The sequence below is a fragment of the Neptunicella sp. genome (assembly GCF_048268085.1).
Lineage (GTDB): Bacteria > Pseudomonadota > Gammaproteobacteria > Enterobacterales > Alteromonadaceae > Neptunicella.
Genome location: NZ_JBLWWF010000004.1, coordinates 232,502 through 259,212, shown reverse-complemented (window position 1 = coordinate 259,212; position 26,711 = coordinate 232,502). Strand labels below are relative to the sequence as shown.

General features: G+C 42.9%; 23 protein-coding genes. 11 read left to right on the top strand and 12 right to left on the bottom strand.

Features of this window, described 5'->3' with window-relative positions:
* From ACTD55_RS05065 to rlmM, 9 genes are all read left to right on the top strand, one after another.
* A partial coding sequence (locus ACTD55_RS05065) for a HemK family protein methyltransferase (protein ID WP_438863219.1) occupies positions 1-423 on the top strand: 423 nt, incomplete at its 5' end.
* A gap of 59 nt (positions 424-482) precedes the next feature.
* Positions 483-2,042, top strand: a complete 1,560-nt coding sequence (locus tag ACTD55_RS05060) for a DUF3369 domain-containing protein (RefSeq protein ID WP_438863218.1) — start codon at positions 483-485, stop codon at positions 2,040-2,042.
* Between the two features lie 184 nt (positions 2,043-2,226).
* Positions 2,227-2,601, top strand: a complete 375-nt coding sequence (locus tag ACTD55_RS05055) for a SirB2 family protein (protein WP_438863217.1) — start codon at positions 2,227-2,229, stop codon at positions 2,599-2,601.
* 12 nt (positions 2,602-2,613) lie between these two features.
* Complete coding sequence (locus tag ACTD55_RS05050) at positions 2,614-3,414, top strand: SirB1 family protein (RefSeq protein WP_438863216.1); 801 nt, start codon at positions 2,614-2,616, stop codon at positions 3,412-3,414.
* Between the two features lie 107 nt (positions 3,415-3,521).
* Complete coding sequence (kdsA, locus tag ACTD55_RS05045; RefSeq protein ID WP_438863215.1) at positions 3,522-4,373, top strand: 3-deoxy-8-phosphooctulonate synthase; 852 nt, start codon at positions 3,522-3,524, stop codon at positions 4,371-4,373.
* The gene (locus ACTD55_RS05040) at positions 4,374-5,282 is read left to right on the top strand and encodes a transcriptional regulator GcvA (RefSeq protein ID WP_438863214.1); all 909 of its coding nucleotides are present in this window, start codon (positions 4,374-4,376) and stop codon (positions 5,280-5,282) included.
* On the top strand, positions 5,269-5,886 hold the full coding sequence (locus ACTD55_RS05035; protein ID WP_438863213.1) for an alpha/beta family hydrolase: 618 nt from the start codon (positions 5,269-5,271) through the stop codon (positions 5,884-5,886). The genes ACTD55_RS05040 and ACTD55_RS05035 overlap by 14 nt, the downstream gene beginning before the upstream one ends.
* Positions 5,871-6,242: a DUF423 domain-containing protein gene (locus ACTD55_RS05030; protein WP_438863212.1), complete on the top strand. Its 372-nt coding sequence runs from the start codon at positions 5,871-5,873 to the stop codon at positions 6,240-6,242. The genes ACTD55_RS05035 and ACTD55_RS05030 overlap by 16 nt, the downstream gene beginning before the upstream one ends.
* Positions 6,242-7,300 (top strand): 23S rRNA (cytidine(2498)-2'-O)-methyltransferase RlmM, encoded by a 1,059-nt coding sequence (rlmM, locus tag ACTD55_RS05025; protein ID WP_438863211.1) that lies wholly within the window; start codon positions 6,242-6,244, stop codon positions 7,298-7,300. The genes ACTD55_RS05030 and rlmM overlap by 1 nt, the downstream gene beginning before the upstream one ends.
* Here the strand turns inward: rlmM and ACTD55_RS05020 are convergent.
* The 7 genes from ACTD55_RS05020 to ACTD55_RS04990 all read right to left on the bottom strand — a co-directional run bounded on the left by ACTD55_RS05020 (position 7,280) and on the right by ACTD55_RS04990 (position 18,713).
* Positions 7,280-9,283 carry a transglutaminaseTgpA domain-containing protein gene (locus ACTD55_RS05020; RefSeq protein WP_438863210.1) on the bottom strand — a complete coding sequence of 668 codons (2,004 nt, stop codon included), beginning with the start codon at positions 9,281-9,283 and terminating at the stop codon, positions 7,280-7,282. The genes rlmM and ACTD55_RS05020 overlap by 21 nt on opposite strands.
* A gap of 9 nt (positions 9,284-9,292) precedes the next feature.
* Positions 9,293-10,243: a DUF58 domain-containing protein gene (locus ACTD55_RS05015; RefSeq protein WP_438863209.1), complete on the bottom strand. Its 951-nt coding sequence runs from the start codon at positions 10,241-10,243 to the stop codon at positions 9,293-9,295.
* 2 nt (positions 10,244-10,245) lie between these two features.
* Complete coding sequence (locus ACTD55_RS05010) at positions 10,246-11,160, bottom strand: AAA family ATPase (RefSeq protein ID WP_438863228.1); 915 nt, start codon at positions 11,158-11,160, stop codon at positions 10,246-10,248.
* Positions 11,161-11,290: 130 nt separating this feature from the next.
* Entirely contained in the window at positions 11,291-13,747 is a 2,457-nt protein-coding gene (locus ACTD55_RS05005) for an EAL domain-containing protein (RefSeq protein WP_438863208.1), read from the bottom strand.
* An 83-nt stretch (positions 13,748-13,830) separates the two neighbouring features.
* Positions 13,831-16,383, bottom strand: a complete 2,553-nt coding sequence (locus ACTD55_RS05000) for a PAS domain S-box protein (protein ID WP_438863207.1) — start codon at positions 16,381-16,383, stop codon at positions 13,831-13,833.
* Between the two features lie 149 nt (positions 16,384-16,532).
* Complete coding sequence (locus tag ACTD55_RS04995; protein ID WP_438863206.1) at positions 16,533-16,931, bottom strand: H-NS histone family protein; 399 nt, start codon at positions 16,929-16,931, stop codon at positions 16,533-16,535.
* 132 nt (positions 16,932-17,063) lie between these two features.
* Positions 17,064-18,713 carry an electron transfer flavoprotein-ubiquinone oxidoreductase gene (locus tag ACTD55_RS04990; protein ID WP_438863205.1) on the bottom strand — a complete coding sequence of 550 codons (1,650 nt, stop codon included), beginning with the start codon at positions 18,711-18,713 and terminating at the stop codon, positions 17,064-17,066.
* 195 nt (positions 18,714-18,908) lie between these two features.
* On the opposite strand from ACTD55_RS04990, the gene ACTD55_RS04985 reads away from it, so the two are divergent.
* Both ACTD55_RS04985 and ACTD55_RS04980 read left to right on the top strand, forming a co-directional pair.
* The gene (locus tag ACTD55_RS04985) at positions 18,909-19,658 is read left to right on the top strand and encodes an electron transfer flavoprotein subunit beta/FixA family protein (RefSeq protein ID WP_438863204.1); all 750 of its coding nucleotides are present in this window, start codon (positions 18,909-18,911) and stop codon (positions 19,656-19,658) included.
* Positions 19,658-20,590, top strand: coding sequence for an electron transfer flavoprotein subunit alpha/FixB family protein (locus tag ACTD55_RS04980; RefSeq protein WP_438863203.1), 933 nt, complete (start codon positions 19,658-19,660; stop codon positions 20,588-20,590). Before ACTD55_RS04985 ends, ACTD55_RS04980 begins: the two co-directional genes overlap by 1 nt.
* 108 nt (positions 20,591-20,698) lie before the next feature.
* Here ACTD55_RS04980 and ACTD55_RS04975 read toward each other — a convergent pair whose 3' ends face one another.
* From ACTD55_RS04975 to ACTD55_RS04955, 5 genes are all read right to left on the bottom strand, one after another.
* The gene (locus ACTD55_RS04975; protein WP_438863202.1) at positions 20,699-23,395 is read right to left on the bottom strand and encodes a trypsin-like peptidase domain-containing protein; all 2,697 of its coding nucleotides are present in this window, start codon (positions 23,393-23,395) and stop codon (positions 20,699-20,701) included.
* Between the two features lie 68 nt (positions 23,396-23,463).
* Positions 23,464-24,795 (bottom strand): DEAD/DEAH box helicase, encoded by a 1,332-nt coding sequence (locus tag ACTD55_RS04970; protein WP_438863201.1) that lies wholly within the window; start codon positions 24,793-24,795, stop codon positions 23,464-23,466.
* Positions 24,796-24,921: 126 nt separating this feature from the next.
* Entirely contained in the window at positions 24,922-25,446 is a 525-nt protein-coding gene (gene fldA / locus ACTD55_RS04965) for a flavodoxin FldA (RefSeq protein ID WP_438863200.1), read from the bottom strand.
* A gap of 50 nt (positions 25,447-25,496) precedes the next feature.
* The gene (locus ACTD55_RS04960) at positions 25,497-25,706 is read right to left on the bottom strand and encodes a DUF2788 domain-containing protein (protein ID WP_438863199.1); all 210 of its coding nucleotides are present in this window, start codon (positions 25,704-25,706) and stop codon (positions 25,497-25,499) included.
* 120 nt (positions 25,707-25,826) lie between these two features.
* Complete coding sequence (locus ACTD55_RS04955) at positions 25,827-26,594, bottom strand: alpha/beta fold hydrolase (RefSeq protein ID WP_438863198.1); 768 nt, start codon at positions 26,592-26,594, stop codon at positions 25,827-25,829.
* Positions 26,595-26,711: the final 117 nt, after the last annotated feature.

The following is a 26,711-nucleotide window of genomic DNA, read 5'->3' as shown; positions in this document are numbered from 1 at the left end:
ACCGCGGTAGATTTTAAAGCCGAAGTGGTTGAGCTAGCCCGTGAAAATGCCCGCTTTCACAAATTGGAACAGGTCGAAATTTTACAGAGTGACTGGTTTTCTGCCTTAGCTGGCCGACAGTACAATTTGATTATCTCTAATCCACCTTATGTGGAAGAACATAGCAAATGGTTGACTCAAGGAGATGTGCGTTTCGAACCTCGCACAGCGTTAACCTCTGGAGAAGATGGCTTAAATGACATCCGGCATATTAGTGATTTGGCCCGTACTTATCTGCATGACAAAGGCTTTATCATGTTTGAACACGGTTACCAACAACAACAAGCCATACATAAGATATTGGAAAATAAAGGATTCTCATCTATACATTGCGTTAAAGATCTGGCAAATTTAGACAGGATTACTATTGCACAGCGTGATTAATACAGTGTTTAGCCCTGTTATGTCAGTTTAAGCTCTTTTAATTTGTGGAGGATTCAAGGATGTCAGACGATTTTTTGTTTGCTGATGAAACAGAAGATGAACCGGAATTGGCCGATCGTAGTAATTGGAAAATTTTGATCGTTGACGATGAACCAGAGATCCATACAGTAACAAAACTAGCGTTAAGTGACTTTCATTTTCAGGAAAAAGGACTGGATTTTGTCAGCGCTTATAGCGGTGAAGAAGCTAAACAAGCCTTCCGTGATCATAATGATATCGCCATTGTGTTACTTGACGTCGTCATGGAATCTGATCACGCCGGATTGGAAGTTGCCAAGTACATCCGTGAAGAACTACACAATAACTACACTCGTATTATCTTGCGAACAGGCCAACCAGGCCAAGCTCCGGAGCGTGACGTAATAATCAATTACGATATTAACGATTACAAATCCAAAACCGAATTAACCGCCCAAAAATTGTTTACCGTAATTATTTCGACCTTGCGTTCTTATCGGGATATTGTGGTTATTGATGAAAACCGCCAAGGGCTGGAAAAAATCATTCGTGCTTCGGCGGATTTATTTAGTTTGCGTTCCCTTGAGCAATTCATCGAAGGTATTGTGCAACAGCTTTCCTCTTTACTGGGCGGCACTGAAGATGCAGTCTATCTCACCTCTGCTGTGGCGGGACCAATTCCAATTGAAGATGTCGATTCGATTGAATATTTTGTGTTTTCCGGTTGCGGTGAATATAGCCGCTTTGAGGGTAAGCGTTTAAATGATGTGATGTCAGGCGCCAGATTGGAAAGTTGCCGGAATGCGCTGTTAAAAAAGGACATTGTATATGGTGAAGATCATATAGTGGCTTTTTGTAATAGTAAGTTTCAGCGTGGTGCATTGTTATATATGTCTGGTTTACCGCGTAAATTGAGTGAACTGGACAAGAATATGATCGAACTGTTTGCCCAGAATGTGCAAATTGCATTTGATAATGTCCTGCTGGCCAAAGATATTGAAGACACTCAGCAAGAGGTGATTGAACGTCTTGGTCAGGCTATCGACGAACATGCCGTGCATAAAAGCAATCATGTTAAGCGGGTGATTGAGATAACCCAGTTGCTGGGAATTGAATACGGCCTAAACGAAGAAGATTTAAAAACCTTGCGTGTCGCAGTGCCATTGCATGATGTGGGTAAATTAGGCATGCCCGAACATATTATGCGTAAACCAGCCGAGTTGGACGAGGATGAGCGGGAAGTGATGCACACACACGCCCTTATTGGCTATGAATTGTTGAAAAACTCGCAACGTCCGGTCATTCAAACCGCGGCGTTGATTGCACGAGATCATCATGAACATTGGGATGGTCAAGGTTATCCTAGTGGCTTACAGGGTGAGCAAATTAATATTTTTAGTCGTATAACCGCTTTAGCTGACGTGTATGACGTGTTGCGCAGTACCCGCTGTTATAAACAACCCTGGTCAGCTGAAAAGGCGCAAGCCACAATAAAGCAACAAAAGGGCAAGCAGTTTGATCCTGATTTAGTCGATTTGTTTATGCAACATATTGATAAAATTGAAAGTATTATTGAACAACATCGTGACTTCAATGATTAGCTCATCCTGGGTTAGCAATGCGACTTGTGGGCGGCCGGGTCAGCCCGTTGGTTAAATTAAGTTAACTTTCAGTTGCTTAGTCTTAAAGGTTAATACAACACTCGATTTTATATCCAGCAGCTATTAGAGTAGCGGCTAATAATAACAATATGCCATTAAAATAGATTTATCTTCGGGGATCTGCATGTATTTAATGTTTAAACATCTGCATATGACGCTGGCCGTCATTAGTATTTTATTTTTTATCATCCGTTTTATCTGGTTGAATGCCGGTTCTGCCATGCTCACTAAAAAATGGGTGAAAATAGCTCCTCATATTATTGATACTTTTCTATTGTTAAGTGCCGCTGTATTGTGTGTATTAATCTCGCAATATCCAGGAATGGATAATTGGCTCACCGAAAAAGTGATATTGTTAGTGGGGTATATTCTATTTGGGGTATTAACCCTAAAATCTCAGGCAGGAGCGGCTCGTTGGGGATATTTTATTCTGGCGATGGGCTGTATCGTATTAATTCTCAAGTTGGCTGTATTTAAACAACCATACCTGCTTTCCTAAATTATATTTGTCATGACAAGCACTTTAAAACAGTTTATCGAGCTGGATAATACGCTGGATGCGGCTTTATATCTGGCTAAGTTATTTAATCCAACCATTGAGCTGAGCGGATACCATCAGTTAGTTGCTGACTTAGTGAGTGACTGCCAAGTCAATCAGGATAAGCATACACTCCAGGATTTTAAGCAACTGGTACGGTGTTTTTACGCCGAACAGCTGTTTACATCAGGCAATGCGGCCAGTTTGAATTCAGATTTATGTTTAGTCGACAAAGTGCTGGATTATCGTAGTGGGTTATCCGTTAGCATTGCGATTATTTTTGAAAATATTGCTAACCAGCTTGGCTTTAATGTTAAGGGGATTAACTTCCCGGGCCATTATTTACTGTGTTTGCAATTGGGGCAACAGCGACGTTATTTTATCGATCCCCTGAATGGACGTTTTCTCAATTATCAACAGGTTTGCGCGTTATATACCCTGATCACCGGTGAAGAGGAAATGGAGCCAGAGCAGTTGGATACAGCCGATACGCACACGACTATCGTACGGTTACTGACTAATCTTAAAGCGGCTTTTATGGATGAACAGCGTTTTGCTCAAGCATTACAATGTGTAGATTTATTAATCGAACTTTGTCCTGATGATCCCTATGAACGTCGTGATCGTGGGTTTTTATTACACCAGTTACAATGTTTTAAGGTAGCACTGGCTGATTATCAATACTTTATCCGCCAATGTCCCAGTGATCCGGCTGCTCAATTGCTAAAATTGCAATTGCGTCATCTTGAGCCGCTTCCGGTAGTATTGCATTAAGTCGTTATTATCTAACGTTTTCTATTCTATTGGCATAACGCTATTATTCAGAATTGGGTTTAATCAGGTATGATTAGCCCTTATTTTATCTTATGAGGATGTAAGCGATGAAAAATCTACAGATGATTGATGTTGCTGGCCGTAAAGTTGCCAATGATCAACCTTTTGTACTGTTTGGGGGAATGAATGTACTGGAATCCAGAGATCTAGCCATGCGGATTGTGGAGCATTATAAAACCGTCACCGACAGATTGGGCATTCCTTATGTGTTTAAAGCCTCTTTTGATAAAGCCAACCGTTCGTCAGTCAATTCTTATCGTGGGCCCGGAATGGAAGAAGGGCTGAAAATTTTTGCTGAAATTAAGGCGGCGTTTGATGTGCCGTTAATTACCGATGTGCACGAACCTTGGCAAGCCGCGCCAGTGGCTGAAGTGGTGGATGTGATCCAATTACCGGCTTTTCTCGCTCGTCAAACCGATTTAGTCGTCGCTATGGCCAAAACCGGTGCGGTGATCAACGTTAAAAAGCCACAGTTTTTGGCCGCTCATGAGATGCGCCATATTATTAATAAATTTATGGAAGCGGGTAACGATAAAATTATTCTATGTGAGCGTGGGTCTTGTATGGGTTATAACAATCTGGTGGTAGATATGCTCGCCATGGATGAAATGACACAAATGGCACCGGTTATTTTTGACGCCACACATGCTTTGCAGCGTCCGGGTGGACGGGAAGATTCCGCCGATGGTCGTCGAGCCCAGGCTACTCAATTAGCCCGTAGCGGCATGGCATTAGGTATTGCCGGATTATTTATTGAGGCCCATCCCGATCCAAATCAGGCCAAATGTGATGGCCCGTGCGCATTGCAATTGGATAAACTTGAACCTTATTTACAACAGATGCAAGCGATTGACCAATTAGTTAAAAGCTTTCCTCCATTGGATACCAGTGCCAACTAAATGTCACAACGCCTGCCATCGCTTAACTCCCTGAGAGCCTTTGAATCTGCCGCCCGACATTTAAGCTTTACTCGTGCGGCAGAGGAATTATTTGTCACTCAAGCGGCTGTTAGTCATCAAATTAAAGCGCTTGAAGACTATTTAGGTATTAAGCTGTTTTTGCGTAAGAACCGCAGCCTTCTTTTAACTGAAGAAGGACAAGGCTATTTTCTGGATATTAAGGATGTGTTTAGTGGTCTGCACGATGCCACTCAGCGCTTATTGGCTCGTGGTAGTAAAGGTACGATTACTGTCAGTCTGCCGCCCAGTTTTGCCGCTCAGTGGTTGGTGCCGCGCATTCATGATTTTAGCAAATTGCACCCTGATATTGACGTGCGTATTAAAGCAGTGGATTTTGATGAAGGGTTTTTAACTGACGATGTCGATGTGGCGATTTATTATGGACGCGGCAAGTGGCCCGGCCTATATAGTGAGAAACTGCATACTGAATTTCTCACGCCAATGTGTTCACCGCTATTAATCCAAAGTGGTAAACCCTTGCAACAATTGGATGATTTACGTAACCACAACCTGCTACACGATAATTCCAGGCAAGGCTGGAAAGACTGGATCCGCTATTTCGATGTCAAAGGGGTCAATGTTAATCATGGGCCGATATTTAGTCACTCGATGTTAGTATTGCAAGCGGCTGCCATTGGGCAGGGAGTGGCATTAGGGCACAGTATTCTGGCGCGTCCCGAAATTGCCGCGGGACGTTTAATTTGCCCGTTCGCCGAAAAGTTAGTCAGTCGTCATGCCTACTATTTTGTGTGCCACCAATCGCAGGCTGAATTAGGTAAAATTGTCGCCTTTAAAGATTGGTTGCTTAGCCAAGTGGTGCAAGAGCAGGATACCTATGGAATTGAATAATCAACCGATAGCCGAATTGATTTTGGCACACGGAGCGGGAGCCGGCAGTAATAGCGATTTTATTCAAGACATGGCTGGCCGTTTAACCGAGAGGGGGATTCTGGTTAGTTGTTTTGATTTCCCCTATATGCAAACGATTCAAGCGACCGGGAAACGCCGACCACCAGATAGGATGCCACATTTGCAAGAGGCATTTATTCAACAAATAGACAGTCGTAATCGCTCATTGCCACTTTTTATTGGTGGTAAATCCATGGGGGGCAGGGTAGCGAGTTTGATCCTCAATGAAGTACAAGCGCAAGCTGGGATATGCTTAGGTTATCCTTTTCATCCACCGGGTAAGCCGGAAAAATTGCGTACCGAACATTTATATACGTTAAACAAGCCTTTGCTGATCATTCAAGGCGAAAAAGATACGTTTGGCCGTGCTGATGAAATAGCGAGTTATCGGCTACCTGATAATATCCAGTGTCAGATATTAGCCAGCGGTGACCATAGTTTTAAACCCAATAAATCCAGTGGTTATAGCCATGCTCAACATTTGGATGCGGCGGCGCGTTTTATTCAGCAATTTATACAGGAACAGTTATGCGTAAAACCCTAGCCTCGGCTGCATTATTGGCTTTTATTGCTGTTGTCGCGGGTGCGTTTGGTGCCCACGGTTTGAAATCCATCTTAACTGAAGGCCAATTACTCAGCTGGCAAACGGCTGTGCGTTTTCAGTTCTTTCATTGTTTAGGCTTGATTTTGCTGGTGATTTTATACCGCCAACAGGCCGATAAGCTATTACGATGGTCGGCCGGTTTTATGTTGGCTGGGGTACTGTTATTTAGTGGCAGTATTTATATGTTGTTATTAACCGGTATGAGCTGGTTAGGTCCGGTTACGCCCATCGGCGGGATATGTTTGATGATGGGTTGGCTGCTATTGGTGGTCAGTGCACTTAGGAGTCATGTTTAATGGCCGGAGTATTGTTATATTGTCGTGCCGGATTCGAAAATGACTTGGCTAATGAGATCCAGCATAAGGCTGCTGAATATGAGTGCTATGGTTTTGTTAAAACCAAGGCTAATTGTGGTTTTGTCCGTTTTGACTGTTATCAGGCAGAGGATGCCCAAAAGCTGGTAGAAAAATTACCCTTGGATGAGCTGGTATTTGCCCGGCAGTTTTTCACATTTAATGAGTATTTTGCCCAGCTCGATTTACAGGATCGCATTGGGCCGCTATTACAAGCTTGTGACGAATTACCGCTATGTGGTGAGTTACGGGTGGAATATGCCGATACTACCGATGGACGTGAGCTGTCCAAGTTTTGCAAGAAAATCACGGTTCCTTTGCGACAGGCATTAAGAAAACAGCATAAACTGACCAAGGATATTCACAGCGGCAAACCTGTTTTACATGTGTTTTTTGTCAGCGGACAAGAAGCCTTTATTGGTATTAGTTTTCCCGCCAATAACTCGCCATTGCCCTTGGGTATTTTACGCCTTAAATTCCCCAGTCAGGCGCCCAGTCGTTCAACCTTAAAACTCGAAGAAGCGATTCATCTGTTCTTAACCAGGCAAGAGCAACAACAACGCTTTTTAGCGGGCATGCATGCCGTTGACTTAGGAGCTTGTCCCGGTGGTTGGACGTATCAGCTGGTACAACGCGGGTTGTTTGTGCAAGCCATTGATAATGGCATGATGGCTGAATCGTTGATGGAAACCGGGCAGGTGAAACACTTTCAGGAAGATGGCTTCAAATATCGACCCAAAAAGAAAAATGTACATTGGCTGGTATGCGATATGATTGAACGGCCAGATAAAGTGGCTCGCTTAATGGCACAGTGGATCAACGACGGTGATTGTAAGGAAGCTATTTTTAATTTGAAATTGCCAATGAAGCGTCGTTTCGAAACCTATTTGCAGGCCCGTGAGATAATACAGCAAGTGTTAGGCTCACAATCCTATCAGTTAAAAGCCAAGCATTTGTACCATGACAGAGAAGAAATCACGCTACATCTTCGTTTGCTTTAGGGCCTTTTTGAGTTTGCTGAGTTGTTGTTTTAGCTGAATATTGCCGGGGCTCTGGGCATATTGGTGCTGGATAAAATTGTCACTAATCAGGCTAAATGACCGAGCAATATCGTCAGGCTGGGTTTGTTCAATCTGTTGTTTGAAGTCATTGGGGCCTTGGCCTGTTTGACGAATAATGTGCTTTTCGGCCAATAATGTTAATGCCAGATGATAATAGTGAACGGCAGGCTCAGCTTGAATCGGAAACCACCGGCGCCAATGATATAACGCAATTAATCCAGCAATAGCGACTAAGGTGATAAAGGTCATCAATGCCACACGAGCTGGCTGCAAGTTACCTAATAATTGCTTAAGCATATCTTGCTGACGCTGCTGGTTAAATCCCAATACCCAACGGCTCCATAAATAATCCATTTCGGCCAGTGACAGCCTGATTTTATTCAACCAGGCGATAGATTTTAATTTGGCCAGACTGAATCTCTGATCGGCTAGAAAGCTGTCTTCATAAGCTACCGCTCGTTCCAAACCGTACAACAGTCGTTCCGGTGAAACTACCGCAGTGGGATCATAACGTACCCAACCCTGTTCAGGTTGCCACGCTTCGACCCATGCATGAGCGTCGTATTGATAAACGCTGAGGTAATTCCCCTGATGAACTTCACCGCCTAAATAGCCAGTTACCATGCGGGCCGGGATGCCGGCTAATCTCAATATATACGCCATGGAACTGGCGTAGTGGGCACAAAAACCGGCCTGATAGTCAAACAGGAATTGATCGACCATATTGGTTTGCATTAGCTCGGGGCGCAACGTATAGCGAAAGGGCTGCTGTTTAAAGTAGGCCAGTAGGGCGTTTATCAAGTCTTGATCCTGTGGGTATCGTTGGCGTAATTGCTCGGCCCATTCGACGCTGCGGGGATTGCCCGTTGCAGGGATTTGTAAATTTAATTGTTGATCAAAATCGTTAAACCCCTGATTTAACGGCATTTGATACCACGATTCAACTTGGTATTGGATCGAGTTTTGTTGGGCTTGTTTGCTGATCAACTGATAGCTGTAACTTTGCCAGATTCTACGATCATTGCTTTGCGCCATATCCAAAGCATATAGCCAATGTTGGAAAGTGGGTTCGCTAATCACACTATAACGATATGAGGGGCCGGTTAATTTAGGTCTAAAATGGCGGTTGGTTAGCTGCAATCGCTGATTCTGTTGACGTCGCTGTGGTGCTATTTGCCAGCGCTGCCCGTCAAATTGCTCTAGTACTATGGTTCGCCAGTAAAGTTGCTGTGGAGGAGGAATAGGTTGCTCAAAACTGACTCTGAAAGCTAACTCGCTAGATTGGGCAAGCTGAGAAATATCACCTGGACTCACGTTATCGGATAAACCGGTTTTAGCCCCATTGACGCTGGGCATTTGCCATAAAGGGCCGATTTGTGGCAACACTAGAAACAATGCCAGAGTAATAGGTAACGCCTGAAAGGATAACGTTAGCATCATGCGCAGCTGATGCTTGATGGTTAAACTCGGGCTGAAATAGAACGCCAGAGACAGCAAAGTGATGATGACAAGAGTGAAGTAAAATAAGGTAAATCCGATGTTTTGATAAAATATAAAACCGCAACCAATTAAAAACAGCACCAGTGTGGTCAGTTGCAGAAAGTCTTTTTGGGTACGTAATAACATTAATTTAAGTGTCATGGCTAACACCAATAAATTAATCATGGCTAGCAGTAAGCCCAGCTGCAATCCAAACCAGGCTAGCGTCAGTGCTGTTAATACCCCCAGCAAATTAATTGTGCGGGTTGAAACGGTTTGTTTTTGCCAATGAAAAATAAGCGCGATGCGCATTAAACTGGCAATGGCCACCAAGCCGATAATCCAGCTTAGTAGGGAGTCAAATAATGATAAGGCACTACAAGCAAAGGCAATTGTTAAGCATAAATGGGCGTGGTTGATTCTGTTCAGTGTGGGGATCGGCATAATAAACAGTCAGTAACGAGCCAGGGCTTCTAAACAGGCATGTTGATGGTGCTTGCCACTATTGGGAGCGATTTGTATAGCACCTAATTGTAACCCAAAAGCCTGTCCTTGCTGGGTGAGTTCGATCACCATATGAGTCAGCTGGCCAAGTTGAGTTTCTTGTTCTATTTGTGAGTGCGGTAACAGTTTTAACCATTGTTGTTGCGAGCTCTCGCTGTTGAACTGTTTGCTGTACGTGCCCCGGCCTTGTGCCACTTGTTTCCAGGCAATATGGTTGAGCGGTTCGCCGCGTTGATAGGGGCGCAGTTGTTCAAAGTCATTTTGACCTTGCTGCGGACTTGTCGACGATTGCTCGTCATTTTCGTCACTACTGGAATATAAACGCATTGCACAGCTAATGGGGGCAGGATAAACCACTAGTTGGCAGTCGATGGCCAAATGTGTCCAGCAACGAAACAAACCCAGCGGATAAAAGCTGCTGATGGTTATTCTTGGAGGCGTGAGTATCCCTCTTTTGTGGGTATTGAGATTGACTTGTATCGGATTCGTTAACCGATCTAAATCAACACATTGCTGCTGTGATTGGTGCATATAAGCAAAAAATAGATTGCCGTGCCGCTGGCCAGATTCCAACCATAGAGGCAACTGGGCAGTCTCACCGCAAAATACCGGCATTACCCGACCGATTTGAATCTTCATACCAGAAAAATTCAGATAACAACTAAGCAGATGGATCAGCAACAAAGACAGTAGGAAATAACACAATATAATCATCAGGTTATTTTGATAATTGCTACCGAGTACAAATAATCCCGCGCACAGCAGCAAATATATTAAGCCAAATCGGGAAGGCAGAATAAAAATATTACGTTGTTGCAAGGTAAATTCGCGACTGGCTGGAATACGCCGGTTTAACCAATGATAAAGGCGTTGTTGATACCAGTTTTTAATAACGTTCATGATTAGTTGAGTGGATCCACTGCGCTAAGTAATTTTTCACTTAAATTTTGACGGGTGCTTATATCGGTTTGCGCGCTGCGTAATCGATGCTCTGTTACCGCCGGGAAAATGGCTTGCACATCCTCGGGAATAACAAATTGTCGTCCTTCGATAAAAGCCCAACTTTTCGCACTGCGCATAATTGCTTTTGATGCTCTGGGGGATAACGGATTGGGGTAGGACTCTGATTCACGGCTAAGAGTCACCAGCCGTAATATGTAATCCACAATGGCATCAGAAACCTGCACCGCGATCACTTGCTTTTGAATGTCGATTAACTGATGTTGATTCAAAATTGCCTGCAAAGCCAATGCATCACCATTTTGCTGTTCCAGCAACATGGCTTTTTCTGAGGCTGTATTGGGGTAACCCAATTGGATGCGCATTAAAAAACGGTCTAGTTGAGACTCTGGTAACGGGTAGGTGCCAGCTTGATGGAGCGGGTTTTGCGTAGCGATAACAAAGAAAGGTTGAGGTAAAGGATAAGTGGTACCATCAATACTGACTTGGTTCTCTTCCATCGCTTCAAGCAGGGCGCTCTGGGTTTTCGGGCTGGCTCGGTTAATTTCATCGGTTAACACCACATTATTGAATATCGGACCATGGTGAAACTTGAACTGCTGTTTTTGCGCATCAAAAATACTGACTCCCAACACATCGGCGGGAAGTAAATCTGAGGTAAACTGAACCCGCGAAAAATCTAAACCTAATACATTGGCTAAACCGTGGGACAGGGTCGTTTTCCCCATGCCGGGTAAGTCCTCTATTAATAAATGTCCACCGGCCAATAGGCAAGATAAGGCCAACTTAACTTGAGTTTGTTTGCCGATGATAAGAGTATCAATAGCTTGAATGGATTGTTGAATGGCAGATTGGATAGTCAATATGTATTTCCTGTTACGGATAATAGCCTAAGGGTAGCCTTTGATATGCTATGAGGTAAACCTGTGATTGATATGGCGCATCAACCACAGGTATGTATTTGACAATGTGATGACTGGATTGGAGCTAGTTAACTCCCTTTGTAATAAAGGCCAGTAAATCTTTTTCCGGTAGTGGCTTGCTGAAATAATAGCCTTGAATAATATGACAGCCGGTTTTTTGTAAAAATGCTAATTGGCCAAGGGTTTCAACACCTTCAGCAATGGTTTCCAGGCCTATCTTTTCAGCCAAATAAATACTGGCTTCAACAATCGCTGCGTCATTGGATATTTTATCCAGATCGCGAATAAAGGTTTGATCAATTTTAAGAATATCCACCGGGAATTTTTTTAGATAGGTCATCGATGAATAACCGGTTCCGAAATCATCAATGGCGATGCGAACGCCTAATTCCTTTAAGGCAATTAGTAGTTCTGTCGTGCTATTTGGATCCTGCATCACAATATTTTCGGTAATTTCCAGCTCTAGCACGTTGGTGGGCATGTTGAATGACTTAAGTGCGTTTTGTACCCGTTGTAAAAACTCATTCTCGGCAAACTGTAATGCAGAGACATTAACGGAAATCCGTAGATCGCTAAACCCAAGCTTACATAATTGTTGATGTAGCACACAGGCTTGCTGAATCACCCATTCTCCGACTGGGATAATCAGTCTGGATGTCTCTAACCATTCAATAAACTCAGCGGGCGAGACGAGTCCTCGTTGAGGATGTTGCCAACGAAGTAGGGCTTCAACACCGATAACGTTGTTGTTTTTAATGTCAACTTGCGGCTGGTAATGAATTAAGAATTCACCGTTATCCAACGCTCGTTGTAAGTCGGCTTCCAATTTAAGAATTTCATGGCTACGGGCATTCATTTGTGCTTCGTAAAAACGATATTGGCTATTCCCTGCTTTTTTGGCCTGATGCATTGCCGTATCTGCGTCACGCAATAAACCCTCAATTTTGTCACCATCATTAGGGTACAGGGCAATACCAGTGCTAAAGGTAATATAAAACTCATGGGCGTCAATACGCATTGGATGTTTAAATGTGAGTTGGATTTTCTTTAATATTTTCAAGGCATCTTCAGCTTCTTTTAATTCGCTGGCCAAAATAGTGAATTCATCACCACTTTGGCGGGCAACAATGTCGTTAGGCCATAAACAATGGCTCAATTTGTTGGCGATTTGTTGCAGTAAATCATCACCATTTGCATGTCCTAAGTTGTCATTAACGCGCTTGAAGTTGTTTAAATTGAGTGAAAATACCGCCACAGATTTGCCTAAATTCTGCGATTTATTAAAAATTGCGGGAGCCTGATTTAACAATAGAATGCGATTCGGTAAACCGGTTAACGAATCATGTGTATTGTGATAGTGGATTTCTTCTTCAAAATGTTTACGCTCTGAAATGTCGCGGGCAATCATCGACATATACTGCACATCTCCATTTTTATCCTGGTGCGACAACATAACAATAGATACCGGAGTATTACTGCCGTTACTGTTCATCATTGTGGTTTCACCCGTCCAGGCACCATATTTGTTGACGATGGTTAGAGTTTTGGAAATCAGTGTTTGGGCAATAGGGCGGGGGAATAAGTCGGTAATATGTTTATCTTTCAGTTCGTCTTTTAATCCAATACCAATCAGCTCGCGTCCTGAGCTGTTTAGATAGGTTAACCTGCCTTGGGGGGACATCATGGTGACAAAGTCGGGTGAGGCCTCCAGTATCGTCGCTAGTTGATTACGCGCCTCTTCAGCTTTCAACCGCTGAGTAATATCTCTGCCGGTGGCGATATAATGAGTGATGATCCCGTCATCGTTTTTAAGTGGGGTAATGATTCTTTCCTGATAAAAATGACTACCGTCTTTGCGAGGATGTAACAGAGTACCAATGTAGGTCTCACCTTGTTCAACGGTACTCCATATTTGCTGGTGGAATTGCCGATGCTGGTTGTCAGTAAAGACGACGGTATCAGGCTGACCTAATAATTCATATTGGGAGTAACCGCTTTGTTGTTCACAGGCCGGATTGACATATTCGATTTTTTTCTCGGCATTAATAATCATCACACTGTCAGCGGTTTGCTCTACAGCCATATGGAGTTGTTTTACCAGTTGTTGCGTGTGACGCTGGGCTCGTTTGAATTCCACTTCACGCAGTTCCCGTTCTATGGCGGGTAATAAGCGTCGTAATTGTCCCTTGATGATAAAGTCTTGGGCCCCTGACTTGATGGCCTCAACCGCATGATCTTCGCCCATTGAACCGGACACAAAAATAAAAGGAATATCTGGGTCATGTTTGCGGATGATGTTGAGGGCTTGTAATCCGCCAAAGCCGGGCATGGTAAAATCAGATAAAACAATTTGCCAAGGATGATTGAGTGCCTGATTGAGTTCGGCGGCTGAGCAGACTCTTTGCCAGTGGATTTGATAACCACTATCTTCAAGATAATCGATCATGATGATAGCATCGTCGGCCACATCCTCGACGACCAGAATTTGTAGTTTTCCGCTTGGTGTGGTCTGTTTATCCATCTGCCATTACTCCTTTAATGATCCTTTGCTGTGCTGATATTTTGCTACACAGAAAATCAACACATACTAAAATTTAGTAGACCCTATGCTGACTCATCGATGGTAAAATAGAATACACATCCATGTCCAACCTCACTTTCTGCCCAAATTTCGCCCCCGTGTTTGTGGATAATACGCTGAACTGTGGCTAATCCAATACCGGTACCAGAAAATGTCTCATCAGGGTGTAAACGTTGAAAGGCGGTAAACAATTTGGCGTTATATGCCATATCAAAACCGATACCATTGTCTTTTACAAAGTATATCGGCTTGTTGGAATCGTCTATTGTTTGTCCAAATTCGATTCTGGCAACGGCTTGGGTGGCAGAAAATTTCCAGGCATTACCTAGTAGATTGTTGAGGACAATGCGGATTAAATGAGGATCTGTATTGGCTTTAATATCTGGCTGGATAAGAACAGCCGGTTTATTGGCCATGTGGCTTTCCAGTTCGTTACATACATCGTGAGCCATTTGTGACAAATCAACCTGTTGTCTATCCACCTCTGTACGGGTGACTTTCGCTAATCCCAATAATGCATCAATTAATTGGCCCATGCGTTGTGCGGCGGAACTGATTCGTTTGAGCCTGTCATTGCCTTTCTCGTCCAGTTTATCCTGATATTGATTAAGCAGGGTTTGACTAAATCCGTCTATGGCGCGAAGGGGGGCGCGTAAATCATGGGAAACCGAGTAGCTAAACGCTTCGAGCTCTTTATTGGTCGCCTCAAGTTGCAGACTATGTTGTTTTAGGTGACGGTTGAGCTCTTTTATATGTTTATCTTTAGCGGTACGAACGCTGATATCTTCCAGTATACCCTCATAGTACAAATGACCACTTTCATCCTGTTTAATCACTGCATTAATATTGGCAGTAAAAAATTTTCCTGTCAGGCTGACCATGGCGTATTCAGTGGTGTTGACAGGCCGGTTTTGTTGCATGTTTTGTTGCAAATTTTGCCAATCGAGTGGGTGAACAAAAAATGATGACAAACAATGTTCAAATAAGGTCTGACTATTATCGGCTTCCAGAATCTTAGCCAGACTCGGGTTGGCTTCAGTAAACGTTCCCGTGGTATCTGCCTCGCAACGAAATACGCCAATGGGTAAATTATCGACTAGGTTATGATAGCGCTTTTCGGCCAGCAATTTGGCTGATTCGATTTTTTTGCGGCCGGACACATCCCGAACAATACTGATAATCAATGTTTCATTGCCGGTTTTGACCGGGCTCAAACTAATTTCTACCGGAATCTCCTTACCATTTTTATGTAGTGCAAATAACTCCAGTCCCGCTCCCATTTCCCGCACTACAGGGTTGAGTGAATACTGGTTTCTGTGTTGTACATGGTGGTGACGAAAACGCTCAGGCAATAAATATTCAATAGTCTGGCCTGCCAATTCTTGTTTTGAGTAACCTAGGCAGTTTTTTGTGTGAGCATTGGTCATGACTATCTTGCCCTTGTTATCGACAATGATAATGGCGTCAGGGGCAGAATCTAATAACCCCCTGAATTTTGATTCACTGCGGCGTATTTCCATGTTGGCTCGCTGTTTGGTCAAATTCCTGTTGGCCCACACCACCGCAACCAGACACAGTAAAACAATGAATACGATAAAATTGAGAATATTATGTTTAACTTTATCTTCGAGTAAGGTGTAAATCCTTTGGTCGGGCAGGGCTGAGATAATAAACCAGGTTTTCGCATTTGCGCCTAAAGGCGAATTTTTACCGTCAATTCTGGCGTAGGTATAAGTACTTGATTGATATTCGAGTTGATCTTCACGTTGGCCGTTAACAATCGTTTGCCATAAACCGGGTTGTTGTCTGGCGAAATTATGTTGTTCTCTGCCAGTCAATATAAACCCCCATTCCTGCCCAACTGATGATCCCAGCATCCAGTAACCGTGTCTGTTTACTAGCCAAAGGGCAGAATTATGATTGCCTGGAATTTGTCGTAATTTATCCAGCAGGTCCTGGCCGAGATAATTGAGGATCAACAGTCCCTTTAATTGTCCTTGCTGATCCATGATAGGGCTGGCGACCCGTATAACAGGCACGATGGGTTCCTCAACTTTTTTATTCTCGATATTTAGGGTCAAATCAGATACATAGACATCATTTTTATGCATTGATAGTGTTTGTTTAACATAGTCTCGTTTTGACTTGTCTTGTAATTGGGAAACCGGCACAACAATAGGCTCACCATTATTCCAGTTGATTCTGACCACTTCTAAACCCTGTTTATCAATAAAGCGGATTTGATGGTATTGGGCCCGGTGTGTGGCAAATATTTGCCAGTCATGTTGTAACTGGCGGCGTGTTTCAACGGAGGGGTGGTGGATAAAGTTGCTTAAATTAGACTGTGCCGCCAGAAAGCCCAGATCACTGCGAAGGGTTTTGAGTTCCAGCTCGATCGTTTGTTGTGCTAATTGAATGTTGAATTGTTCTTCATGCTGGACAATATCTTTAATGGCGATGATTTCGTTGCGATAAAGCAGACTAAGAACCAGGCCGACTAGCAATAATGACGGCACCATAAAGGACAAAAAATTGCGTACAAATCCTTGTGAATAATTCCCTTTTCCATGCCACATAGAGATAAAAACCAATTACACAGTATATTGTTATACGAATGCAATTGAGTATAGAAGGTTATTGATTAATATAAAGAAATGTTTCTGCCGCAGAGATAATGCCGTTCTGCGGCAAAGAATTAACGGGTGAAACTAAAACCGGGCAAGTTTTATATTTTGAAACTATCCAGTTTTTTGCCTTTTTTAACAGCATCAGCAAAAACCAGCGGCATGCGCCCGATACCGGTCCAGTTGACTACATTGCCGTCTTTATCTTTTATGCTGTATTTGACTGGGCGCTTTTTGCCGGTTTTATTAACTGTTTTTTTCTCAGTTAATTGTTCAAAATCGGAAAGTTCGAGACCCGCTTCTTCTATTTGTTGACGAAGTTGTTCAATTTTGGCTTGTTTCGCCTGTTGTTGAATACGGGCTTCAGCTTCTTTTTTCTCGCGAGTTTCAATGATTTTAGCTAGTTTATTGGCTACCTCTTGTAACTCTTCGATAGTTAATTGTTTTACGGCTCCCTGTAATTTTCTTCCATGGGTTAAAACGCTGATAAAATCACTCATTAATTATTCCTATGAAATTAAATTATTGACATGTATTGCAGCTCAAAAAATATAATTAAAATAGATTACTTGCAATAAAAAACGGGAATTAATCCCGTTTTTATTCATTTAATTATCACGCTAATTGCAATCTTACATATTAGGATAATTCGGTCCGCCACCCCCTTCAGGGGTTACCCAATTAATATTTTGGGCCGGATCTTTGATGTCACAACTTTTACAGTGAATACAGTTTTGTGCATTAATTTGTAATTGTTTTTCACCGTCATCATTGTCAATCACTTCATAAACGCCAGCGGGGCAATATCGCTGCGCGGGTTCATCATATTGTGGCAAGTTTTGATTAATCGGGATGCTCGAATCTTTCAGCTGCAAGTGACAAGGCTGATTTTCTTCATGATTGGTATTTGATATAAAGACTGAAGATAATTTGTCAAAACTTAATTTACCATCGGGTTTAGGATAATTAATTTTCGGACAATCTTTGGCGAATTGTAACTGTTGATAATCCTGACTTTGATCTTTTAAATGAATCGGTAATTTACCATTAAACCAATTTTGATCGAGTGTATTAAATGCACCACCCCAAAAATTACCGAATTTGTGCATGGCAGGGCCAAAGTTACGTGATCGATATAGCTCATCATATAACCACGATTGATTAAAACGAGTTTGATAGTCGTTTAAGTCTTGATGTATCTGGTCATTTTGGATGGCGTCAAAAATCGTGTCGGCGGCAAGCATGCCGGACTTCATCGCGGTGTGGTTACCTTTTATTTTGGCGAAGTTTAGCGTGCCAGCTTCACAACCGACCAAAATCCCGCCCGGCATTGTCATTTTGGGTAATGAATTTAAGCCGCCTTTGGCAATCGCCCGCGCACCATAACTGACCCGTTTTCCTCCGGTCAGATACTGGGCAAATAACGGATGATGTTTCAGTCGTTGAAATTCATCAAAGGGGCTAAGATGGGGATTGTTGTAGTTCAAATCCACAATCAGGCCGACAAGCACTTGATTATCTTCACCATGATATAAATAACTACCACCACTGGCGTTACTGAGTGGCCACCCACCGGTATGAATAACCAATCCGGGCTGATGTTTTTCCGGCTCAATATCCCACACTTCTTTAAAGCCGATGGCGTAATGTTGTGGTGAACTGGATTGCTCATTTAAATTAAACTTTTCAATCAGTTGCTTTCCTAGATGACCACGACAACCTTCGGCAAAAATAGTATATTTGGCGCGCAACGCCATACCGGGCATAAAACCGTTTTTGGGTTGGCCTTGTGCATCAAGCCCCATATCGCCAGTGATCACGCCGCCAATACTGCCATCATCGTTATACAAGATTTCTGCCGCCGCGAAACCGGGAAATATTTCTACACCTAATTGTTCTGCCTGATCAGCCAACCAACGGCACACATTGCCCATACTGACAATATAATTACCTGTATTGTGCATTGACTTAGGGGTGGCAAAGGTCGGTAGTTGGGTGGATTTTTGCTGATCTTTGAGTAAATGGATCTGATCTTCGGTCACTTTTACCGTTATAGGCGCATTACGTGATGGCCAATCCGGTAGTAATTCATCCAGAGCTTTGGTTTCTAATACTGCCCCAGATAAGATATGAGCGCCTACTTCAGACCCTTTTTCAACCACACAAACCGTCAGTTCCCGTTGCTGTGTTTGAGCCGATTGCATCAATTTTATTGCGCTACTCAGGCCGGCAGGGCCAGCACCGACTATAACAACATCAAACTCCATTGATTCTCTTTCCATCAGTGACTCCTAAGTTTTATTTACGCCAACCCAAAGGCTAATTGTAAAGAATACTGTTAAATTCAAGTTAATAAATGATTGTGGCTAAGGGTAGTGTTGGTTGACGTTTACGTCAACAGGAAGTACATTGCATGCTGATGTTCATCACAACTAACTCTGGATAGCAGAGTTGACAGTTATTCTGTTGAGGAAGATATGAAAATTCTGGTGCCGATTAAGCGCGTAATAGATTACAACGTTAAAGTCAGGGTTAAAGCGGATCATTCCAATGTTGATTTAGCTAATACCAAAATGGCAATGAATCCTTTTTGTGAAATTGCCGTGGAAGAAGCGATTCGATTGAAAGAACAAGGTTTTGCTGAAGAAGTCGTGGTGGTTTCTATTGGCGATAAAAGCTGTCAGGAACAGATCCGCACAGCGTTAGCTTTAGGCGCTGATCGCGGGATTCATGTAGAGACAGAATTTGCTTTAGGTTCATTACAAGTGGCTAAAGTATTGCAAAAAGTCGTTGAACAGGAACAACCCAAACTGATTATTCTGGGTAAACAATCGATAGATTCTGATAATAATCAAACCGGACAGATGCTGGCGGCATTAACGGGTATGCCACAAGGTACCTTTGCTTCCAAGGTTGAGCTGGAAGGGGACTTTGTCTCGGTCACCCGCGAAATAGACGGGGGATTACAAAAGGTAAAACTGAGTTTACCTGCAGTCGTGACGACTGATTTACGTTTAAATGAACCTCGTTATGCAACCCTACCTAATATTATGAAGGCCAAGCGTAAGCCACTGGATAGTATTGTGGCTGCCGATTTGGGATTGGATCTTCAATCACGTGTAAGCCTGTTAAAAGTAGAGCCGCCAGCCCAACGAGCTGGAGGTATTAAAGTGGCAGATGTGGCCGAATTAGTCAGTAAATTAAAAAATGAAGCAAAGGTGATCTGATGAGCGTATTAGTGATAGCAGAGCACGATAATCAACAACTGAAACCCGATACGCTAAAACTGGTTCATGCCGCCAGTGGATTGGCGGACACCTGTCATTTATTAGTGGTCGGTGGCAATTGTGGTGGGGTGGCAGAACAGGCCGCAACTATTCAAGGTGTTGATAAAGTCTGGTTGGCGGATCATGCTGATTATCAGCATCAATTGCCGGAAAATATTGCTGAATTGATTGTTGAACTGGTTGGCTCCAATTACTCTCATGTGTTGGCAGCCGCGACCACTGGGGGTAAAAACCTGTTACCCAGAGTAGCAGCATTATTAGATGTTGAACAAATATCCGATGTAATCCGGATTGAATCTAGTGACACTTTTGTGCGTCCGATTTATGCCGGTAATGCCATTGCCACGGTACAAAGCAGCGACAGCATTAAAGTATTAACTGTGCGTACTGCAGCGTTTGATTCAGCTGAAATGGGTAATGATGCAGTGGCTGTTGAAACCGTATCAGTGGTTAAAGCCAATACCCTAAGTGAATTTGTGTCGGCTGAATTAACACAATCCGAGCGTCCTGAATTAACCGCAGCACGGGTGGTGATTTCTGGTGGCCGTGGAATGCAAAATGGCGAAAACTTCAAATTACTGGAAGGGATTGCTGATAAGCTGGGCGCCGCAATTGGTGCTTCGCGCGCTGCCGTGGATGCCGGATTTGTACCGAACGATATGCAGGTAGGACAAACGGGTAAAATTGTTGCTCCAGATTTGTATATCGCGGTGGGAATTTCCGGTGCTATTCAACATTTAGCCGGGATGAAAGACGCCAAAGTGATTGTTGCCATCAACAAGGATGAAGATGCGCCCATTTTCCAAGTGGCAGACTATGGATTAGTCGCTGATCTGTTTAGTGTGTTGCCTGAACTGGAAGCCAGTCTGTAATCAATTGATTTGGTTGAAACGCAAACGCCGCTATTGTAGCGGCGTTTTTGTATGACTCGAAGAAATTCAATCGGGAGTGACAGTCGTCGAATAACGAGAAAAATACAGTTAATCGTTAATTCGTTGCCAACCATTTTCAGTCAGATTCCAATGTTTAATTGGCCAGTAGTAGGGATCTTCCCGTAAACGAAATTCCGCGATTCGGAAATTATTGTTTAATTCAACCGTTTGTACCCGAGTGTAGTCACCGGACTGTTTATTTTCAGTTAAGGCTTTGATGTCGTCGATAGTTTGCACTTTTTGTCCATCGATGGCGTATATGCAGCTGCCATTGGTAATACCTGAGCTATGGATGGGACTACCAAAATAAAATACGCTGATCCGTAAACAGCCTTCCGCAGGTCCTTCAGGCAAATACACTTTATCGTTCATTTTATGAATGATTGCACCACCCCAAAAAATCACATCATGAAAGGGATTGAAATCTTTGAATCGAGCGTGTGCCTGGATTGATTGTTGTTTGCCATTGCGCAATATATCCATTTTAAATTCAGGTTGTTTAACCGCTTGATAGAGCTGGTTAATGCCCGATACCGATTGATTGGCGACTTTTAAAATAATATCACCGGGCAAGAGTTCACTGTTACCGAGTGATTCCACACTGTATACATTGAGCACCCGATCGGTGTTATTTACATTGATCCCTTCAATGCCCAGCTCAAGTGCTTCCGCATAGCTGATATAGTTAAAGTCACTCTCTAACAGGTACATGCCTTTCTTATTGGCTTTTACACTGTTAACAAAATCGAGTACCAAACGGGCAGGGATAATATCGTTATAACTGGATTTATCATATTGGTAGTTGGTATTGATGGCCGAAATTTGATTTTTACTGTTTAAGTAAAGACCGAATACATCCGGCAAAGGAGCAAACTCAAAACTGTCATGGAAGCTTTCATTACCGATAACCGTGGGCCATAGTGCTGAGGCATGTACTTTAAAATCGAGCATCGATGACTTACCAATAAAGTGATAAGGCTCGCTGGTATTAGGCTCAATAGCAGATAGTTCGGGTAATATGGGAGGCCTGAATTTAACTACCGATAAATCCGTTTGGATAATCGCCAAATTTAAATACGGATGAATAGCCAATACTTTACCTGAAGTACTGACCCCATTATTAAAGGTTAAATTTACCACCGCTAAGGTACTGTCGATAATCGATTTATCGGTTAATACCAGACCGGCTTTTTTATCAATTATGGCACCTTGACCGCGACGATTAACATCATTCTGGCTGTTGACCAAAACAGGTCGAAAGACGCTAATATCGACAATAGGCGAAGTGACGACTTTATCCGAGCTAAAATTGTGCTTACCGTTGGCGTTATTCTTTTTTAATAGTGGTTTACATTGCCAGTGACGTTGTCCGGCAATATTTTTACAGCGGCTATTGTCAAACCAGTCGGTATAGTCAGTCAGTTGTTTATATTGTTGTTGGGCAATATCAAAAGGATAGCGATAACGCACGCTAAACCGTGCTCCTACACCTATATTGTTGAGTTCTTTTTCCAGATCATCCAAGGTGCTAATGGGTTGATTGTTAATTTCTTCAATCAGGGCGAAACGCTTAATATTTTGACTACCAAATAATGGACCGGCATCCACTAACGTTAAACCATGTACAGGGATATTGAATAAACGTGCGAGATTAATACCCACAGGAATAATATTGGCTTTACCGTATTCAATGTATTCATCGGGAGTGAGGGCAAACAGATCATCGACGACCATGTTTTTGCTAATTTCTTTGCCGTTACGGTAAAACAATAAGGTGACTTGTTTACCAACCTGTTGATTAAATAAGGTTTCCAGCTCAAAAAAGTTATTGATTGGCTGATTATTGATACTGAGCAATATATCGCCAGGCTCAAACACGCCATCACCTGGTCCTTTGGGTAATACATGAGTCACAACCAGTTTGCCGGTAGCGGTGGGAGAATGTTGTCGTTCTTTGGTAATTATTTCATCGGTCAGACCCAGAGTTCTGAGGCGATTAAAAGGAGTGTGAGTGAATTCGGTTTGCAAGGTACCGCGACTGACCTTTTGCTGATGACGTAACTTTTCAACGGTGGGAATGATCATTTCCATGGGCAAAAAGAAGGCCGTATCGGCATCTCTTCTGGCACCGGCATTAATTGCAATTGCCTGATTATCACTATTTAGAATAGGTGATCCTGAAGAGCCACCACTACTGCCTAACGCAGCTTGAAAATAGAAGGTATTAAAATCGGTATTGGTATTGCGGTAATCAGGAGCAGGGCGGTCTATTCTGGATAACACCCCTTCAATAATGGATAAATCTTCGCCACCATCATTACCATATAACCGAATTGGAGTGCCTACACTGGCTTGGCTGCTCAACTGTATTGCTGAAATCTTCAGGCCGTCGAGCTGCTTGGGATCATATTTAAACAGTCCAAAATCATGCACCGGATCACGGTATATTGGAATGAGTTCAATTTGTTTCTTATTGGAAAATTCGGCGTAGGCGATGACAGGGCCAGTTTCCACAATATGCTTGTTGGTCAGAATCAAACCTTGCTCGCTATCGATAACAAAACCCGTGCCCTGACTGGCATTGTTATAGCTGTCATCCCAAGCTCGTACCTGATTGACATGAATATTAACCACGGCATCGATGACTTTAGTGTCCCGTTGCTGCCCCAAGGCCAGAGGATGAAAAATAATAAGCGGGATTAGGGCAATGATACGGACTAAAATAGCGTGTTTAATTGACTGCATACCAGATAAGGCTTCCATAATAAAAGTTAACATCCATAGGACTGGGGAATATAGAAAAGATTCACTGCTTACTGATCTGTTTCATCAGACTCGATCAGCTTGTTTTTCTTTTTCAACATTGGCGCATCACCAACGTCGATTCCTTGAGTCGATTTAATGCGTTTAATCGGTTTGTTTTTTGTTCGAGTCGGCTGTTTAGATGAGCCGTGATTAGTCTTGTTTTTAGGGAGCAACTTTTTAGCCGGTTTTAAGCCTTTAAATTTAGCAACTAAGCCATCTAATTGACTAAATTCAATCTGTTGCTGCAAGAAACCTTTAATCGCCGTAAAACTGTGCCAATCCTTTGGACCCACCAATGAGATGGCTAACCCCTGTTTGCCTGCTCGCCCAGTTCTGCCGACTCGATGTACATATTCATCGGCTAACTTGGGCAGATCAAAGTTAATTACCAGTGACACATTGAGTAAATCCAGTCCCCGTGAGGCGACATCGGTAGTGACTAGTATCTGATGTTGTCCGCGACTAAAGGCATTCATGATATTACTGCGTTGAGATTGGCTAAGTTCACCACTTAGGCCGACACTATTTTTACCCCATTGTTGCAATAGTGTTGCAATTCTGTCGCTATCGGCTCGAGTCGCAGTAAATAAAATGACCTGCTGAAAGGTTTCCTGCTCCAATAAGGCTTTGAGTAGCTGTTCTTTATGTTCAATATGATCCGATAGATAAAAACGTTGCTCAATATCCTGATGCTCGGCATTAGCTTCACCAATACTGATTCGCTGCGGCGCCTTGAGCAACGTTTTAGTCAAATAATGTAATTCGGTGTTATCCATGGTGGCGGAAAACATGAGTGACTGACGTTTGCGGTGATCGGCCATGCGGTTTATGGTTTTGAGTTCTTCAGCAAAGCCTAAATCGAGCATGCGGTCAGCTTCATCCATAATTAACAATTCAAGACCATTTAAGAACAATGAACGATCTTTAACATGATCGGCAATACGTCCGGCTGTTCCCACTACAAATTGGGGGTAACGCCGCAGGGTTTTGACTTGATCATTAAAATTCTCGCCACCGAGGATCAACGCTGCTTTAACCGATGTCCCTTCGATCATGCTGCGTAATTGCAAAAATACCTGTTTAGCCAATTCACGGGTCGGCGCCAAAATAAGTACTCTTGGATCCCGTTGGCTTAATGGTTTGGTTTTTAACACCCGTTGCAATGCTGGAATCAAAAAGGCGAGGGTTTTACCTGAGCCGGTTTTGGACGATGCAATTAGATCTTTACCTAGCAGCGCATGGGGGATGGCTTGACTTTGTATCTCGGTCGCTTCGGCAAAGCCTTTGCGGGTTAAAAAATTAAGGATCCGATGATCAAGGGGCAGGTCACTAAATTGCAAAAGGGCGTTTCCAATAAAAAATTTGCCTGAGTATAACAAACCATGTGATTAAATAAGCATACAATTTTAATGGAGAAGATAAATTCATCAGCACCCGCAACGGATGCTGAAAAATAGGGGAGGATATTAGCCTAGTTCAGCCAGGCACATTTCTTCGTGTATTTGTTTGCACCACTGTTTTACCCGCGACTCGGTTAACTCTGGCTGACGATCTTCATCAATACCCAGACCAACAAAGTGGTCGCTATCAGCCATGCCTTTGGAGGCTTCAAAGTCATAACTTTCGGTAGGCCAATGACCAATAACAATCGCACCGCGCGCTTCAACAATGTCACGCACCATGCCCATTGCATCGAGGAAATACTCGGCATAGTCTTCTTGGTCACCACAGCCAAAAATGGCGACGAGTTTATCAGTGAAATCAATCTCTTCTAATTCAGGGAAGAAATCATCCCAATCACACTGAGCTTCACCGTAATACCATGTCGGGATCCCGAACATTAATAGATCGAACTCTGCGATCTGTTCTTTACTGCTTTTGGCTATATCCCGAACTTCGATCAGGTTTTTGCCCAGCTCTTTCTGGATCATCTTGGCAACATGCTCTGTGTTACCTGTGTCACTACCAAAAAATAGTCCAACACTTGCCATATGTTATTAAACCTTCTGAATATAGATGACATTACTAGCGTTAAATCTGGCTAGTTGGTCAAAACAATCTCAATGATACCTTTTGCTACAAAACCTACACAACCAAGTAATAAGACTCCGTAGGTAACATAACGACCTAAAGGAGGGACGTTATTTTTTTTGAGTACATCGTGAATAGCCATTCCCATTAATATAAATAACACTAACAGGCTTAGGTCAAGCGCAATGCCTTCTATTTGCTCATAATACTCACTTAGCACTGATTTAACTCTCACCAAGGAAGAAAACGGCGCGGACTATAGCACAAAGCCTCAATTGTTGCACTTGATGGTTAAGGTTTATTGCACCTTGTTTTCTATGCCAGTGGATGACTTATCAAACTATCCAGCATTGATGAAATTTAACGCCAGTCGATTAAATACCTGAGGTTTTTCAGCATGTAACCAATGCCCACATCCTTGCATCAATTGCGCTTTGGCGTGAGGAAACAAGCGTTGTATCTGGGGCCGATGTTCAGTGGTGATGTAATCCGATTCGGTACCTTTAATAAATAAGGTGGGCTGCTTGAATGATTGCTCTGAGTCAATTCCTGCGGCTATTTGCTCATAGTCTCGCTGTAAAAGGGGTAAGTTAAATTTCCAGCTCCATCCCTGTTCGGTTTGCTGTAAGCTTTTTAATAAGAACTGTCTGACACCGGCCTCTTCAATATGCATCGATAACGCTTTATCGGCATCACTTCGACTGGTGATTGTGGTTAAGTCCACATTATTTAAACCGGCAAATATCCGGTTGTGATGTGGTGGGTAAGCGACCGGGGCAATATCAGCGACGATAAGTTTCTGGACACGTTGAGGATGTTGCAGCGCTAGTTGCATCGATACTTTACCCCCCATTGAATGACCAAGCATGTGGCACTGTTCGATTTCAAGATGATCTAATAACTGAATCACGGCTTCAGCGTAATTGGCATAGCTAAATTGATCAGAAAAATAAGATTGACCATGATCAGGTAGATCAATTGAGATGACTTGCATGGATGATTCCAAGCCTCGTGCCACCATCCCCAGATTTTCCAGGCTGCCAAATAGCCCATGTAATAATACTATTGGCTGTCCTTGTCCTTGTTGTTGAAAATTCAATAATTTCAATTGCTTGACCTTTAATGTAGATTATTAAAACAGATAACCAGCCTACGATATATTTCTCGTTACGTTATCTATCTATACCCGATAGATTCAATATGTTATTGATATGGGTAAACAAAT

Bases quoted from the DNA above. Each gene is read 5' to 3' on its own strand.
- ACTD55_RS05060 (WP_438863218.1), top strand. From the start codon at position 483: ATGTCAGACGATTTTTTGTTTGCTGATGAAACAGAAGATGAACCGGAA.
- ACTD55_RS05055 (WP_438863217.1), top strand. From the start codon at position 2,227: ATGTATTTAATGTTTAAACATCTGCATATGACGCTGGCCGTCATTAGT.
- ACTD55_RS05050 (WP_438863216.1), top strand. From the start codon at position 2,614: ATGACAAGCACTTTAAAACAGTTTATCGAGCTGGATAATACGCTGGAT.
- kdsA (WP_438863215.1), top strand. From the start codon at position 3,522: ATGAAAAATCTACAGATGATTGATGTTGCTGGCCGTAAAGTTGCCAAT.
- ACTD55_RS05040 (WP_438863214.1), top strand. From the start codon at position 4,374: ATGTCACAACGCCTGCCATCGCTTAACTCCCTGAGAGCCTTTGAATCT.
- ACTD55_RS05035 (WP_438863213.1), top strand. From the start codon at position 5,269: ATGGAATTGAATAATCAACCGATAGCCGAATTGATTTTGGCACACGGA.
- ACTD55_RS05030 (WP_438863212.1), top strand. From the start codon at position 5,871: ATGCGTAAAACCCTAGCCTCGGCTGCATTATTGGCTTTTATTGCTGTT.
- rlmM (WP_438863211.1), top strand. From the start codon at position 6,242: ATGGCCGGAGTATTGTTATATTGTCGTGCCGGATTCGAAAATGACTTG.
- ACTD55_RS05020 (WP_438863210.1), bottom strand. From the start codon at position 9,283: ATGCCGATCCCCACACTGAACAGAATCAACCACGCCCATTTATGCTTA.
- ACTD55_RS05015 (WP_438863209.1), bottom strand. From the start codon at position 10,243: ATGAACGTTATTAAAAACTGGTATCAACAACGCCTTTATCATTGGTTA.
- ACTD55_RS05005 (WP_438863208.1), bottom strand. From the start codon at position 13,747: ATGGATAAACAGACCACACCAAGCGGAAAACTACAAATTCTGGTCGTC.
- ACTD55_RS05000 (WP_438863207.1), bottom strand. From the start codon at position 16,383: ATGTGGCATGGAAAAGGGAATTATTCACAAGGATTTGTACGCAATTTT.
- ACTD55_RS04995 (WP_438863206.1), bottom strand. From the start codon at position 16,931: ATGAGTGATTTTATCAGCGTTTTAACCCATGGAAGAAAATTACAGGGA.
- ACTD55_RS04990 (WP_438863205.1), bottom strand. From the start codon at position 18,713: ATGGAAAGAGAATCAATGGAGTTTGATGTTGTTATAGTCGGTGCTGGC.
- ACTD55_RS04985 (WP_438863204.1), top strand. From the start codon at position 18,909: ATGAAAATTCTGGTGCCGATTAAGCGCGTAATAGATTACAACGTTAAA.
- ACTD55_RS04980 (WP_438863203.1), top strand. From the start codon at position 19,658: ATGAGCGTATTAGTGATAGCAGAGCACGATAATCAACAACTGAAACCC.
- ACTD55_RS04975 (WP_438863202.1), bottom strand. From the start codon at position 23,395: ATGCAGTCAATTAAACACGCTATTTTAGTCCGTATCATTGCCCTAATC.
- fldA (WP_438863200.1), bottom strand. From the start codon at position 25,446: ATGGCAAGTGTTGGACTATTTTTTGGTAGTGACACAGGTAACACAGAG.